Annotated in this window: 11 protein-coding genes; 7 read left to right on the plus strand and 4 right to left on the minus strand. The window is 66.7% G+C overall.

Translation table 11 applies throughout. The annotated features are described in order from the left end of the window. Window positions 1-296: 296 nt before the first annotated feature. Entirely contained in the window at window positions 297-2,111 is a 1,815-nt protein-coding gene (locus IEY31_RS02560; RefSeq protein WP_188968655.1) for a S8 family serine peptidase, read from the minus strand. 188 nt (window positions 2,112-2,299) lie between these two features. On the opposite strand from IEY31_RS02560, the gene IEY31_RS02565 reads away from it, so the two are divergent. From IEY31_RS02565 to IEY31_RS02580, 4 genes are all read left to right on the plus strand, one after another. Next, window positions 2,300-4,765, plus strand: coding sequence for a tetratricopeptide repeat protein (locus tag IEY31_RS02565; protein WP_188968656.1), 2,466 nt, complete (start codon window positions 2,300-2,302; stop codon window positions 4,763-4,765). Between the two features lie 174 nt (window positions 4,766-4,939). Next, a complete protein-coding gene (locus IEY31_RS02570) occupies window positions 4,940-6,082 on the plus strand; it encodes a DUF418 domain-containing protein (RefSeq protein WP_188968657.1) in 1,143 nt (380 codons plus the stop codon). 81 nt (window positions 6,083-6,163) lie between these two features. Next, window positions 6,164-6,661: a low molecular weight protein-tyrosine-phosphatase gene (locus IEY31_RS02575; RefSeq protein WP_188968658.1), complete on the plus strand. Its 498-nt coding sequence runs from the start codon at window positions 6,164-6,166 to the stop codon at window positions 6,659-6,661. Window positions 6,662-6,723: 62 nt separating this feature from the next. Then, on the plus strand, window positions 6,724-7,302 hold the full coding sequence (locus IEY31_RS02580; RefSeq protein WP_188968659.1) for a Jag family protein: 579 nt from the start codon (window positions 6,724-6,726) through the stop codon (window positions 7,300-7,302). Window positions 7,303-7,450: 148 nt separating this feature from the next. Here the strand turns inward: IEY31_RS02580 and tal are convergent, their stop codons facing one another. Continuing rightward, window positions 7,451-8,422: a transaldolase gene (gene tal / locus IEY31_RS02585; RefSeq protein WP_188968660.1), complete on the minus strand. Its 972-nt coding sequence runs from the start codon at window positions 8,420-8,422 to the stop codon at window positions 7,451-7,453. Between the two features lie 169 nt (window positions 8,423-8,591). Continuing rightward, window positions 8,592-10,370 (minus strand): SLC13 family permease, encoded by a 1,779-nt coding sequence (locus IEY31_RS02590; protein WP_188968661.1) that lies wholly within the window; start codon window positions 10,368-10,370, stop codon window positions 8,592-8,594. Between the two features lie 571 nt (window positions 10,371-10,941). Here IEY31_RS02590 and IEY31_RS02595 point away from each other — a divergent pair. From IEY31_RS02595 to IEY31_RS02605, 3 genes are all read left to right on the plus strand, one after another. Continuing rightward, window positions 10,942-11,682, plus strand: coding sequence for a hypothetical protein (locus tag IEY31_RS02595; protein WP_188968662.1), 741 nt, complete (start codon window positions 10,942-10,944; stop codon window positions 11,680-11,682). A gap of 464 nt (window positions 11,683-12,146) precedes the next feature. After that, a complete protein-coding gene (locus IEY31_RS02600; protein ID WP_188968663.1) occupies window positions 12,147-12,884 on the plus strand; it encodes a YebC/PmpR family DNA-binding transcriptional regulator in 738 nt (245 codons plus the stop codon). A 49-nt stretch (window positions 12,885-12,933) separates the two neighbouring features. Continuing rightward, on the plus strand, window positions 12,934-13,434 hold the full coding sequence (locus tag IEY31_RS02605; protein ID WP_188968664.1) for a trypco2 family protein: 501 nt from the start codon (window positions 12,934-12,936) through the stop codon (window positions 13,432-13,434). A gap of 27 nt (window positions 13,435-13,461) precedes the next feature. Here the strand turns inward: IEY31_RS02605 and IEY31_RS02610 are convergent, their stop codons facing one another. After that, the gene (locus IEY31_RS02610) at window positions 13,462-14,961 is read right to left on the minus strand and encodes an amidohydrolase (protein ID WP_188968665.1); all 1,500 of its coding nucleotides are present in this window, start codon (window positions 14,959-14,961) and stop codon (window positions 13,462-13,464) included. Window positions 14,962-15,080: the final 119 nt, after the last annotated feature.

Consider the following 15,080-nt stretch of genomic DNA (forward strand, 5'->3'; position numbering starts at 1 on the left):
CCCGCCGACAAAGGCGCACACGCTGCACGGGATGTGGAAATGTAGACGGTCAGGTGTGGCGATAGGCTTATGTTTTTTCAGCGAAAGCTGTCTGAAATAAGCCTGAGCAGAAGGAGAAAGGCCCTCCTGCACAGCAATTAGGAGCGGGTACACCATCACAGCCGCTCCCAGCACGCCTCATGCCGTCGCCTGCTTCTGTTCAGGGCAGCAACGAACATGGAGGCGCATACCACTTAAACAAACCCCGTCACGGGGACGGGGTTTGGCTTCAGGACGCGGTCTGGCGGTTGGAAAGGCTACTGCTTGACGATCCGGTCCACTTCGGCAGTGCCGCTGTAGGGGGTGGGGGCGTTCAGGTAACCCTTGAGCACCACCCGCCAGTTGCCGGCCACCGGATTGGGAATGCTGACAGCCTCGTTGGTGCTGGTGCCCTGGGCGCTGGAGCCGATCAGCTGACCGGCGGGGTTGTAGACCTCCAGGTCCAGGTCAAAGGCGGGGTTGCCCCAGTCGGTGGTGACGCGCAGCACGCTCGAGCCAGCCGGCACGTTCAGGACGTGGGTGCTCTCCGCATTCTTCACGCAGCCGGCGGTGGGGGCGCAGGCGGCGGTGTCCACGGTGCCGCTCCAGCCGGGCAGGGCGGTGGTCTGCACCGAGAAGCGGTTGGGGTTCTGACGCACGGCCTCCCGTACCGAGGCGTTGGCGTCCACGTAGCCGTACCCCACCTCCCACTCCTCGCGCTTCTTCACGACCACCTGGGCCGGATCAAAACCGTTGGTGGCGGTGGCGACGTAGTACATCGCGCGGCTGGTCTTCTTGAATGCTTCCAGAACGCTGTCCAGGTTCATCTTGGGGTTGGCCTCGAGCATCAGGGCCACCACACCGCTGATATGCGGGGTCGCCATGCTCGTGCCGCTGATGGTGGAGTAGCGGGGGTTGTCGGTATCGGGCACGGTGGTAGCAGCCAGACCGGTCAGGCCGCGCGCCGCGCTGATCTTCACGCCGGGAGCGGTGACGTCGGGGTGAACCAGTGCGTCACCGGGGCGACCACGGCTGCTGAAGCTGGCGAGGTAGCCCTGCTTGTCTCCGGCGGCGACGCTGATCACGCAGGGGCTGGCCGAGTAGGGGTTCAGGGTATTGGCGTTCGGTCCCTCGTTGCCGGCGGCGAACACCACGACCATTCCAGCGTCGTAGGCGCGCTTGGCGGCAATGCTGATGGGGTTGTACGGCGCGAACTCGCCGCTGCTGCCCCAGGAGTTGCTGATCACGCGCACGTTGTAGGTCTCGCGGATGTCGGGCTTCATCAGGTAGTCAAAGCCCTGCAGCGCGTACAGGATGCTCAGGCCGTCGCCCGCGCCGACGCCCACCAGGGTGGCGCCGGGTGCCACGCCACGCCGCATGCGGGCGCTACCGGCGGAGGCCTCGCCGCTGCCGCCGATGGTGCTGGCAACGTGCGAACCGTGGCCGCTGCTGGTGTCGGTGTTGGGCAGGTCCACGTACAGGTAGCCGCCCGCCGGGGTGTCGGTCAGGGGGCCGACGAGCTTCACGTTCTTGGCGATGTGGTCCAGATCGGGGTGGGTACCGTCCACACCCGAGTCAATGATGCCCACGCCGATGCCCTTGCCGCTCACGCCGTAGGTGCTCTGCGCGGTGTCGGCCCCGATGAACTTGACGCTCTCGGCGAGTTTGTACTGCAGTGGGGCGTCCTGGTAGATGGACTCCAGGCCGGGCAGGCTGGCCTTGAGCTGACCAATCAGGTCCTGGGTAATCAGGGTCTTGACCGCCACCATCGGCAGCACGTCAAAGGCGCCCAGGCCGTGTCCAAGGTCGACGTCCATGTTGGAATCCATCCAGGTGATGGCCCGGCCCTTGCTGACGTTGTCGGCGAAGGACAGAATCAATGTCCCGACCTGGCCGTAGCGCATCGAGCTGTCCACCTGCACGCCGCTGGGGCCGGAGGCATACAGGGCCGAGCAGGCCGACAGGGTGGTGGCCTGCGTCCCCAGACGGCCCGGCTGGGCGGCGGTGGGGCTCATGGAACCCTGGGGAGTGCTCTGCCCGCAGGAAGCGAGAATGACGGTCAGACCCAGGCCAAGCTTGGAAAAATTCTTCATGGGGGACTCCTTTGAATACTGTAGGTGCTTGAGACCATTGAAGCAGGTGACTCTCAAAAAAAACACAAAGCCGCCACAAAGAACTGGGAGAAGCGTGAGGCAGAGGCCCCACGCCTCCATTCGCCCAGGCCACGGCCGCTCAAAAGCCGTGACAGAGCCAGCGCAGGAGGCCGCTCTATACTCGGTCCATGTCGCCTCTCCCCCTGCCCGTACAGCTGCTGCTGCGCTTGCAGGGTGACTGGGCCGGCGTGGTGGCGCCTGTGGAGGTGGGGGCCAATCTGCCTGGGTTGACAGGCTGGGCTGCGGCGCAGGGCTGGACGATCTGGCGTACCCCACCGCCGCCGGAACAGACCGCGTGGCTGTGGCTTCCGGCCACCCGGCAGGACCTGCAGACCCTGCCAGACCCAGCTGACAATGTGTTGGTGCTGTGCGGAGAGGACCTCTGTTACACCGCTGAGGACTGGGCCCTGGCCCTGCCGGACCAGACGGCGGCCGAACAGGCCGCGACCTTTGCGGGGAGTGGCGGCTGGCCCCTGGCCCTGGCCCTGGCCCGGTCGCGGCCCGGTGACCCGCAGGCCTACCGACACGCGCGGGCCAGCATGCTGCTGGGGCCTGTGTCGCCGCCCGAGAACCTGGGGCAGGCGGCCCGGCGGCTGGCCGTGTCACCGCTGGTCACGCCCGGCGTGGCGGCGGCCCTGGACGTGGCCCCGGCTGCCTGGCAGGCGCTGGCCGAGGGCGGCTGGTTGTGGCCAGCGGTGGGCGGCTGGGCCTTTCCACCGCTGCTGCGCCGCTGGCTGGCGCCGGACCCCGATCCCGGGCTGGCCCGGCTGGCGGCCCAGGCCCTTCATGACGCCGATCAGACCGCCGCGGCCCTGGAGGCTCTGGCCGACGCGGCCCTGTGGACCGACCACCTGTCGCTGCTGCTGCAGAGCGCCCGGGCTGTTCAGGGAGAGGCGGCCCTCCGGGCCCAGTTGCAGCGCCTGCCGGAACGCTGGCGCACAGCGCCCGAGGCACGGTATCTCGCGGGGCTGCTTGCACGCGTCACGGGCGATCTGGAGCGGGCCGGGACACTGTATTCCCGCGCCCTGGACGACCTGACCGGGGCGGGGACGGCACTGGTCCTGAATGCCCGCGGGGTGGTGCGGGCGATGCAGGGCCATGTGGATGGGGCTCTGGACGACTTTACTCTGGCCGCCCGGAGCGACGGGCCGACGGCCGGAGAGGCCAGTCAGAACCGCGCCACGCTGCTCGTGCAGCTCGGGCGACATGCCGAAGCCGAAGACAGTCTGAATGACGCCGTGGCCGCCTTCCGGGCGGCTGGAGACCTTCCGCGCGAGGCCCACAGCCTGAAAACACTGGGCTCGCTGTACTTCGGACGGGGACAGCTGCGCGAAGCCCTCGTGCCCTACCGCAAGGCACTCCATCTGTTTCTGCCCGAACTCGTTCAGGAGGCGGCGCTCAGTCACCTGAATCTGGCAGAATCCCACATCTACCTGGGCGAGTTCGATCAGGCCCAGCATCATCTCCAGGCTGCCGCCGCGCTCAACGAACGCCAGCTTTCCAGTCTCACGGCAGGGTGGATGCACCGGGTGCAGGCCATTCTGGCCCTGCAGGTCGGCGAAGCAGCGCAGGCCCTCACGGCGCTGGACCGCGTCCAGACCGAGGACCGCAGCCTGCAGGCAGAGACGGCCCTGCTGCGGGTGCGTGCCCACCGGGAACTCGGACAGCCGGAACAGGCGCTGGACATCCTGCACCACGCCAGTCCCCTGGGGCTGCGGGCCGAACTGGAGGGGGCCTTGCTGGGAGAAATCTCAATTGACGCCATTATCGAGGCGGCCCGGCAGGAGGAGGCGCGGCTGGAACTGGTCACGGCCCTGCTTCACCGGGCCAGCCCGGACGATCTGCACGAGGCCCTGGAGCTGATCCGCCAGCACGGGTATCTGGCCCTGCTGGGCAGCCGCGCCGCCGCCCCACTGGCCAGCCTGGCCCAGGACCCGCCCACCCGCGCCCTGTTTCCACTGCGTATTCAGACCCTGGGGCCGCTGCGCTTCACGCATGCCGGACGCCAGGTGCAACTGGGCGACTTCCCGACCCGCAAGAGTGCGGCGCTGCTGGTGGCGCTGGCGCTGGCAGAACACCCGCAGTCCCGTGAAGTGCTGGCCGACCGTTTCTGGCCCGGAGCCAAGAATCCGCTGGCCAGTCTTCAGACGGCGGTGTACCACCTGCGCAGCACCTTTGGCGTACCGCTGGTGGGTAGCGAGCGCGGCGCGATGTCCCTGCTGTTTCCGGTCCAGAGCGACCTGGCTGACCTGCGCCGCGCCCTGCAGAGTCAGGATCTGGCCGGACTGGCTGCGCTGCTGCGTCCGATGACCGCTCCCCTGACCGTCCTCTCCGACCTGCCCGCCGAACTGACCGAGGAACGGGCCTGGGCCGAGCACCTGCTGCACGACGCCCTGCGGCTGCACGCACAGGCCCAGCCGGCGGCCGACATCCACCGCCGCGACGCGCTGCGGGCGCTGATCGCCACGGACCCGCTGGACACCGACAGCCGTGAGGACCTGATCCGCTGGCATGAGCTGCACGGCGAAGCAGATCAGGCCGAACAGGAACGCCGTCATCTGGCGGACGTGCTCCGGGCGCTGGGTGTGGACTGATCGGGGGACCACTCCTCCAATGGATCACCACGGCGGGGAACGGGAGTACGGAGAGGACAAGACACGCAGCACGAGGGTGCCCACGACCCATATGCCGATCGGCAAGAAGGTGGCCTGCGGCAGCCGGGCGCTGTGCCACCGAACGCCGCGCCGTGAAGCGCTAGCCTGACCCGCATGACCCTCACGCCGCTGCCGCCGGACGCCGCGCCGCCCATCCGGCCAGGACCGGTTCAGGCACGTGCCCCGCTGCCGGACGTGCTGCGCGGACTGGCCCTGCTGGGCATCCTGCTGGTCAATGCCCAGGATTTCGCGGGCTTTCTCGAGTGGACCCAGACCGGGCTGGACCGCGCCGTGCAGGTGGCCACCGACGTGCTGGCCAACGGACGGTTCATCAGCATCTTTGCCATGCTGTTCGGCTGGGGCGCGGCGGGTCTGCTGGCCCGGCAGGGCGCCGGCATCTTTTTGCGGCGACACCTGACGCTGCTGCTGGCAGGTTCCCTGCACTACGTGCTGGTGTGGCACGGCGATATCATCTCGCTTTACGCGGTGCTGGCCATCGCGCTGTTGGCCACCGCCCGCATGACGGCGCGGGGGCTGGTCACGCTGGCGGCGGTGTTGGGCGCGTGGTGGCTGGGGCTGGGACTGCTCGATGGCCTCGCCGCGCTGCGCGGGGGGCTGGACGCGCCCCGGTTCACCGGCCTGCCTGCTCTGTCGCCCGGCGACACCTACGCGGCGGTGGTGTCCGGACGGGCCGCCGATTTTACGGGCGAGCTGATCGGGGGCAGCCTCTACAACGGCGCGTGGTTGCTGGCCCTGTTCTGCCTGGGAGCGGCGGCGGGGCGCACCGGGCTGCTGCTGCGCCCGCATGAGCATCTGCGTCTGCTGCGCGGCCTGACAGTGGGCGGCCTGCTCGTCGGGCTGCCGCTGGGCGCCCTGCTGGCCTGGCTGAACACGCGCGGCGATTACGCCAGCGGCCTGCTGGCCATTCCGGTTCGCATGGGCGGCGGGCTGGCGTCGGCACTGGGTTACGTGGGCGTGCTTGGTCTGCTGACGGTGCGGGGGCGGCTGGGGCCGCTGCGTGCCCTGGCCGCCGGTGGCCGCGTCGCCATGAGCAATTACATTGCCCAGAGCCTGATTATGACCGCCGTGTTCTACCCCTACGCCGGGGCGCAGTTCGGCCAGTGGGGAGCGGCGGCGGCGGTGGGGCTGGCCCTGGGCGTGGGCCTGCTGCAGCTGCCGGTCAGCGCGTGGTGGCTGCGCCGCTTCGGCAGCGGGCCGCTGGAATGGCTGGTGCGGCGGGCGGTGTACTGGAAGTGACCCGTACCTGCCAGTGACTGACATGGGCGTCCACGCCGTGAAGCTTCCCGGTCTCCCCCACCCTGTGGCACAATCGCCCGCATGACGCCCAACACCCCGCCGCTGCGCGTGCTGACGCTGTGCCTGGGCAACATCTGCCGCAGTCCGCTGGCCGAGGCCCTGCTGCGGCGGGAACTGGAAGCCGCCGGGGTGCGGGCCGAGGTGGACAGCGCCGGGACCGGCGACTGGCACGTGGGCCGCCCCGCCGACCCGCGCAGCATCCTGGTGGCCCGCGGCCACGGACTGGAGCTGAACAGCCGCGCCCGCCAGCTGACGGCGCAGGACTTCAGGGACTTCGACGTGATCCTGGCCATGGACGGCCAGAACCTTCAGGACGCCCGCAGACTGGCCCCGCCGGACGCGCGGGCCAGCCTGCACCTGATGCGCGAGTGGGACCCCCAGGCCCCCGGCGCGGACGTGCCGGACCCGTACTACGGCGGCTCCGGCGCAGGAGAAATGGACGGCTTTGAACACGTGTACGCCATGCTGGAGCGCAGCGCTCAGACCCTGGCCCGCGAGCTGCGCGGCCCCTCCACCTGACCCCCACCCGGCCCCGACATCCTGTGGGAAACGGGTGAGAGGCACAGGGTAGACTGCGGAACATGGACAACCGCACGAATCTCGACGATTACCTCGCGGAGCTGGGCATCAGCGAGGCGGACGAGAGCGTCACGCCGCCGCCCGCACCGGACACGCCCGTTTCTGCACCCGCGCTGGACACTGCCGGTGACCCCAGAACGGCGCTGGAGCGTTTTCTGCGTGGCCTGATGGCACGCATCGACCCCGAGCTGAACGTCACCGTCCGCGAAACCGAGGACGCCCTGGAAGCAGAGATCAGCGGGGAGAATGCAGGCCGCCTGGCCGGACGCGACGGGCGCACGCTGGGGGCCATCGAGGTCATCGCCTACACGGTGCTGTCCAAGCACGAGGGCCGCGGGGACATCCGCGTGCGCGTGGACATCGGCGGCTTTCGCAAGCGTCAGGCCGACACCCTGACCAAGCTGGCCGAGCGCCTGGCCATCGGCGTCGCCAAGAGCGGGGAGCCCCACGAGTTGCAGCCCATGCCCGCTGCCGAGCGCCGCGTGATCCACATCGCCCTCAAGGAGCACCCCGACGTGATGAGCGAATCCGTGGGCGAGGGCGCAGCGCGGCGGCTGGTCATCAAGCCCCGGCACGGCTGAGGCATCTGGAACCCGCATACGCCCGGGCCGAAAGATCGGGACCACAGCGCATGACTTGAAAGAGCAGCAGTGTCGACACGGACCCGCCCGAGCATTTGAATGGCTCGGGCGGGTCCGGTTAGTCAGGGTGGGCCCAGGCGGGCGTCCCCTACTCGGCCCCGGTCAGCAGCTGGCCCAGCTTCTCGGTGTCGGCGGCGAAGCCCCGGATGCCCTCGTAGAGCTTCTCGCCCGCCATCGCGTTGCTGGCCAGGCTGTAACGGAACTGCGCCTCGGTGATGCGGTCTTCCTTCTGATGGCCCATCTCAGCGTCCAGCTGAACTTCCAGCTTGCCGTGATCGGCAGCCAGTTCGCCCAGCAGTTGCGGGCTGATGGTCAGGCGGTCACACCCGGCCAGCGCCTCGACCTGCGCGGCGCTGCGGAACGACGCGCCCATGATGATGGTCGGGTAGCCGTGCGCCTTGAAGTGGTGGTAGATCTCGCGTACCGACTGCACGCCGGGGTCCTCGTCGACCGGGTAGTCCTTGGTCCCGGTGGACTTCTTGTACCAGTCGGTGATGCGGCCCACGAAGGGCGAGATCAGGTAAGCCCCGGCCTGGGCGCTGGCCACGGCCTGTTCCTTGTTGAACAGCAGGGTGATGTTGCAGCGGATGCCCTCCTTCTCCAGGATCCGCGCCGCCTCGATGCCTTCCCAGGTGGCGGCCAGCTTGATCAGGATGCGGTCCCTGCCCACGCCGCCCTCCTCGTACAGCGCGATCAGGTGGCGGGCGCGGGACAGCAGGGCCTCCTTATCGAAAGACAGCCGGGCGTCGACCTCGGTGGAGACGTTGCCGGGAACGATCCTGGTCAGCTCGGTGCCGACGCGGACGGTCAGCCTGTCGATCACGTCGTCGACGCTCTCGCCCGCTGCCAGCCAGCCGCGCGCCTCGTCCATCAGCCCGCTGTAGCCTTCCAGCTGCGCGGCCTTGAGAATCAGCGACGGGTTGGTGGTGCAGTCCTGCGGCTGGTACTTCTTGATGGCCTCGATGTCGCCGGTGTCTGCGACGACAACGGTGACGGCCTTGAGCTGTTCGAGCTTGTCAGTGGCAACGGCGGCGTCGGGTGCGGTCTGGGTGGGGTTCATGGTGAGGCCTCCTGCGGCAGTGGACGGATTCAGATGGACAGATTCGGACCTGAGGCGCGGCGTGGGCGGTGGGCACCGGCGCCGCGCAAGTCAGCACCCTTCAATATGGAACCTGCGGCGCCCGGCAGGATGAAGCCGGACGTGGAGCGTCCTTCATTCAGGACCTCCTTCACAGCCCCCACACCAGCGCGATCACCGGTGCCCCCACCGCCACCACGATAATTTCCAGCGGCAGCCCCACCTTCCAGTAGTCGCTGAAGCGGTAGCCGCCCGGCCCCATCACCAGCGTGTTGCTCTGGTGACCGATAGGGGTCAGGAAGGCGCTGCTGGCGGCCAGCGTCACGGCCATTAAAAAGGCGTCGGGGTTGGCCCCTAGCCCCTGCGCGATGGTCACGGCAATGGGGGCGGTGATCAGTGCGGCGGCGGCGTTGTTGATCACGTCCGACAGGGTCATGGTCAGCACCATCACCACGATCAGCACGGCCATAGGCGGCCATTCGGCGGCCACGCCCAGCACGCCCTCGGCGATCAGCTTCGCGCCACCGGTGCTGGACAGCGCCGTACCCACCGGAATCAGCGTGGCCAGCAGCACCAGAATCGGCCACTCGATGCTCTCGTACACGTCGCGCAGGTTGATCAGCCTCAGCAGCAGCATCAGGGTGGCGGCGGCGGTAAAGGCTACGGCGACGGGCAGCAGGTTGAGGGTGGCGGCGATGATGGCCACCAGGAAGATGCCGCCGGTCAGCAGCATCTTGCGGGTCTGACCAGCCGGCACCATGTCCAGCGGGCGCTCGCGCAGCGGCAGGCACCCCAGGGTGTTCAGGGCCTCTTCAATGGAATTGCGCGGCCCGTGCATCAGCAGCACGTCCCCGGCCTTGAAGCGGGCGTTGACCAGCCGCTCGCGCAGGCGCTGGCCCTGGCGCGACACCGCAATCAGGTTGATGTTGAAGCGCTGGCGCAGCCGCAGGCTCACGGCGCTCTGGCCCACGATGGGCGACAGCGCCGTGACCACCACCTCGGCCAGCGTCACGTCGTCGGAGGCCAGCTGCTCGGGGGTGATTTTCTCGTTGCCAACCAGGGTCAGCTGCCCATCCTCCACCAGTTCGGTCAGGCGGGCGGCATTGGCCTCGACGATCAGCACATCTTCCGCCTGCAACACGGTGAACGGCGTGGGAAAGGGCCGCTGCGACTCGCCGCGCACCAGCGACACCACCTGCACGCCCTCCACCTTGCCCAGGTCCATCACGCGCTGCCCGGCCAGGGGGCTGCCCGCCGGCAGCCGAACTTCAGTCATGTAGTCGGCCATGCGGTACAGGTCCGCGCGGTTCTCGCCGGACACCCGCTGCGGCAGCAACCGCCAGCCGACCAGCACCAGATACGTGATGCCCGCCACCGCCACCGCCCCGCCCACCGCCATGAAGCTGAACATGCCGTAGGGCTCGCCCAGCAGCTCGCGGCGCAGGTTGGAGATGATCAGGTTGGGCGGCGTACCGATCAATGTGGTCATGCCGCCCAGCAGCGAGGCGAAGGCCAGCGGCATCAGCAGCGAGCTGGCCGAGCGGCCCGCACGGTTGGCCAGCGTGATCGCCACTGGCAGCATGATCGCCAGGGCGCCGACGTTGTTCATGAACGAGCTGAGCACCGCCACCACGACGCACATCGCCAGAATCTGCGCCGTCATGCCGTTGCCCACCCGGCCCAGGTTGCGCACCAGGATGTTGACCAGCCCGGTTTTCTGCAGCGCCTGACTGATCACCAGCACGGCGGCCACCGTGATCACGGCAGGTTCGGAAAACCCCCGGAACGCCTCGTTGCCCTTGACCACACCGGTCAGGGTCAGGGCCAGCAGCGCCAGCATGCCCACCACGTCGTAGCGCCACTTGCCCCACACGAACAGCACCAGGGCGCCCAGCAGCGTGGCAAAGACCAGCAGCTGCGGGGTGGTCATGGGCGTCGCCAGTCATGGAGAAGAGGGCGCGGACAGAGACGGATTCGGAGCATGAAACCTCGGGTGGGAAGGGAAGACGGAAAGGGAACTAAACGTCCGGACATTCTAGAGGCACAGGAACTGGCCAGGGATCACGTTCGCGCGTGCTAGCGCAGCGTCTTGGCGGGGGGACCTGGGTTTACCTGAAGGGCATGGTCTGAAAATTCGGCAGCATACGTTGAGGGCGCTCATTGACCTACCTTCGCCTTTTTCTATCGAATCAATCGAACAAAAAGCCCCGACATCAATCAATGTGTGTTCACAGATGACTACATGGAGCGCAGAGCGCTCTCTAGGTACGAAGCCCGGAGGCAAAGTACCTGAAAACCTCAGATAAAACGATTTGATTTGCATTATAAAAAAATTCATGTCATACTGCCTCCAGACCTTACAAGTAATTGCCTGCATTTCGTTGCGCTGTTCATATAACTTGAGCTGCGCATTCGGCATGCCCACGCCTTTCCTGACAAGGCGTACGACATGACCCATTGCCGAATGCTTGTAAAGTTGACTAAAAATGGAGGTTGGGACTATGTTTAGATTTACCGCAAGGAAGTTGTTGGAGTTGCCATTGATTCTCGGCGTCTTATCCGTAGGTCTCGCGCAGGCTCAAACGACCATGACTTATGGTAATTTCGCCTATTTCCAAAATCAATATCCTAGTGCAAAGTTTTATTTGACGGCCTTCGGCCAAGTAAAAAATTATAAAGAATTTGCACTCGTCAACGAAGCCAATAATTTCGTGGCTGCGATTCAGAATATTCAGAGTGCTTCTGGAAATACCAGCTGGGCTTTGCTGTCGAAAAGTGGAAAGAACAAGGGCGAAGCCGTTCTCTACGGGGACGAGATTTATCTTGTTAACAAGACTCCGTACTTTGGATACCTAGACACCGCCTTTGCCGTAAAGGATCTCCCCGCCTACCAAGCGGGAGGTTACGGCGCTCCTGGCAAGGCACTGCTTGGGGTATTTACGGTGACGAAGCCTGATCGTGGCGGTAATCCTACCAGCACCTGGAAAATCATACCGGCACCGGGGGTCGCGAAGAAAGACGGCGATATGGTGATGGCCAACGACAATATCCTCCTAGTGAATGTGTACACAGACGCGCTTCGTCCAGACAATGGTGGTTATCTGGACGCGATGGGGTATTTTACAGATGTCCCCGCATTCAGAAGCGGTACGAACAAACGGGACATCACCAACGTTTTTACGACAATGAAGCCCAATCGAGACACAATGTCATCAGTATGGAAGATTACTCCCGGACGATAAGAAATCAATCCATCCCATTTGAAATAGTTCAATAGAATAAAAGCGGAGGCGGCCAAAATATGCCGCCTCCGCTTCGATTAAAGGTTCATTTGAATTTACAAACAGCTGAAAAGACGAAGGTATTCGTCGAACTACAAATTTCGAATGAATAATGTGGAGCCTAAGGGCTTGGACGTGTGGTGCCGAGCATCCCTCCGCTGGGTGGACGTTGCTGGGATTTGGCCAGAACATTGCAACCGCAGTGCCCCGCCTATATGAATTGGGTCGTCACCCTTACTTCTTGCTTGGGTCGCCGTTGCCGGGGTCTCCATCCCGTCCAGAATGTTGATCGGCCTAATTTCACACTGCCTGCGTTCCCCGGCCACCGGGGTCCTTGGCCGGTATGGCAGGCCCACCCGTTGCCATCGGTGATGCCTCGCAGTCACCACTGAACCTGTGCCTTCAGACGCTAGAATGCCACCCTAATGGCAGGTCATAGCAAATGGTCCCAGATCAAGCGCAAGAAAGGCGCCAACGACAAGAAGCGCAGCGCGATGTACAGCAAGCACATCCGCGCGATTGGGGCGGCGGTCCGTTCGGGCGGCAGCGGTGACCCGTCCGGCAACCTGTCCCTCAAGAACGCCATCGCGGCGGCCAAGACCGACACGGTGCCGGTGGACAACATCGAAAATGCCATCAAGCGGGCGCTGGGCGCGGAGGCCGGGGCCGCCGAGTTCAAGGAGGTGACCTACGAGGGCTACGGCCCCGGCGGCACGGCCATCTTCATCGAGGCCCTGACCGACAACGTCAACCGCACCGTCGCCGACATCCGCGCCGTGTTCAACAAGCGCGGCGGCTCGCTGGGCACCAGCGGCAGCGTGGCGTGGCAGTTCGAGAAAAAGGGCGTGCTGCTGCTGCGCGACACTGCCGAGCAGGTGCAGGAACTCGCCATCGAGAACGGCGCAGAGGACATCCAGGAGTCCGAGGAAGGGCTGGAAATCAGCACCGGTCCCGCCGACATGTACGCCGTGCAGGAAGCCCTGAGCAACGCCGGCTACGAGATCGAGAGCGCGGCCCTGACCATGGTGCCCAACGTGCTGGTGGCCGTGGAGGGCGACGACGCGAGAAAGCTGCTGGTCGTCATTGACGCCCTCGAGGAGCTGGACGACGTGCAGAACGTGTATTCCAACGCCGATCTGCCGGAGGAGGAAGAGGAGGAGTAACCGGCCCTCGCCCCTGCACCCCCTTGAACAAGGCATTCAGGAGAAAGCCATGCCCAGCAGAGCCGTGTCGGTCCTGGAGTTCGTGACGGCGGTGCAGGCCAGCGTCGCCCAGGATTTTGAGCGCGAGGGCGGAAATCCCAACGCGCTGGTGGTGCAGCACATCGAGCTGGAACTCAAGACGGTGCTGTCCCGGAAGGCCGGCGGCGGCTTCGAGTGGAAACTGATGACGGCCAAGGGGGAGGCGACAGACACCCAGACCCAGACCCTCTCGCTGTGCTGGGAGCGCAGGCCCACGCCAAAAGACCCGGCACTGGAATCGCTGCCCACCGACCTGCCTTACCAACTGATCACCGGAATGGACGCCCTGCGAATCGGGGCAGCGCAGTGGGCGCATCTGTCAGGCACCCTGCCATTTCACTCGGTGGGCGGGCAACTGGTCTTCGCGGTGGCCGTGGCCGAGGACGGCAGCCTGTACATCGGCCACTTCGGGGGCGGCGCGGGCGAGGGGCGGATGCACACCGTCAAGCTCAAGCTCGCGCCGCTGGCCTGAATATTGGCTTCCGGTTAGAGCTCGCCTCTACAGGACCAGCGCCCGCGCGTTGCCGCCCAGCCGGTCCCACAGCGTGAAGGCTGCGCGGGCGCCGGGGCGAATGACGCCCTCGTCGGCCCAGCCTGCCGCGATGGCAGGCCCGCGCGTGTGCGCCCACAGCACGTCCTCGGCGGTCATGGCCTCATCCGGGGCCAGCCGCCCGCCGCTGTCGTCCACGCGGGTGATCGCGGCAGCGAAGTTGGCGCGGGGATCGGGGGCCGCCACCGGGGCGTCGCTGCCGAAAGCGAGGATGGCCCCCGCTTCCATCAAGGACTTGAAGGCGTAGCTGCCGTCCGCCAGATGCGGCATCAGCTCGCGGATCATGGGTGCGTCGGCCTGGAGGTGAATGGGCTGCACGCTGCACACCATGCCCCGGTGCCGGGGAATATCGGCGGGGCGCAGGTGCTGGGAGTGTTCAATCCGCAGGCGAATGCCCCGGGCGTCGGCGGCGGCCCGCAGGTCGTCATAGACGTTCAGCACCTCCGTATTGGCACGGTCCCCAATGGCGTGCGTGACTGGGGTCAGGCCCAGCGCAATGGCTTGCAGGCCGCGCTCGCGGATCAGGGCGGGCGGGTCCAGGGGAATGCCGGTGCCGGAGCCGTCGGCAAAGCCAGGAGCGTGCAGCCACGCGGTGCGGCTACCCAGGGCGCCGTCCGCAAAGAACTTGACGCCGCCCCACTGGAACAGCCCGCCCCCGCCGGAGCCGAGGCCCAGCTCGCGGGCCTGTTCCAGCCGGTCATGCGGCAGGCAGGCCCAGACCCGCAGCGGCAACTCGCCGCGCCCGGCCAGCGTTTGCAGGGCGCGGGGCGACTCGGGCGACTCGTAGGCCATCGTGTGCGTGCTGACGTACCCGCGCGAGAACAGGTCGTCGGCCCCGCGCCGGGCCGCCGCCAGGTACTCGGCCTCGCTCGGCGCGGGCATCACGGCGGAGACCAGCCCGCTGGCCTGTTCCAGCAGGCAGCCCAGCGGGCGCACGATCTGACCGCCCTCGGGGTCCGGGGTGGCGTCGGTCACGCCAGCGGCGCGCAGGGCGGCGCTGTTCACCCATGTCATGTGGTGGTCGCGCGAGTGCAGCTGCACCGGGTGGTGTGGGCTGACCTCGTCCAGCAGGGCCGCCATGGGGTAGTCGCCCAGGCCCAGTTCGCCCAGCAGAAAGCCGCCGCCGCGAATCCAGGTGCCGGCGGGGGTGTTCATCGCCACCTGCGCGACCCTGGCCTGCACCTCCGAGACGCTGCGCGCGCCGTGCAGATTGATCTCGGACAGGGAGAAGCCGTACATCACCAGATGGGTGTGGGCGTCGCACAGCCCCGGCGTCAGGATCAGGTCACGGTGGTCGAGCTGTTCGGCACGCGGCGCCATCGCCTGCAGGTCGTCCGGCCCACCCACCGCCAGCACGCGCCCGCCCCCCACCAGCACGGCAGTGGCCTGGGGGCGGTGGTCGTCCTGGGTGATCACGGTGGCCTGGATGAGGGTCAGCGGTTCAGTCATGGGTCGCAGACTAATGCACGCGGGGGCAGCGCTCCTGCGGCGCCCAGAGCGCGCGCACCCTGTTGGGGCCGTCATCAACCTTCCTCCGCCCAGTCCTCATCCGTCTGTTAGACTGCGCG

Source organism: Deinococcus aerolatus (genome assembly GCF_014647055.1).
GTDB lineage: Bacteria > Deinococcota > Deinococci > Deinococcales > Deinococcaceae > Deinococcus > Deinococcus aerolatus.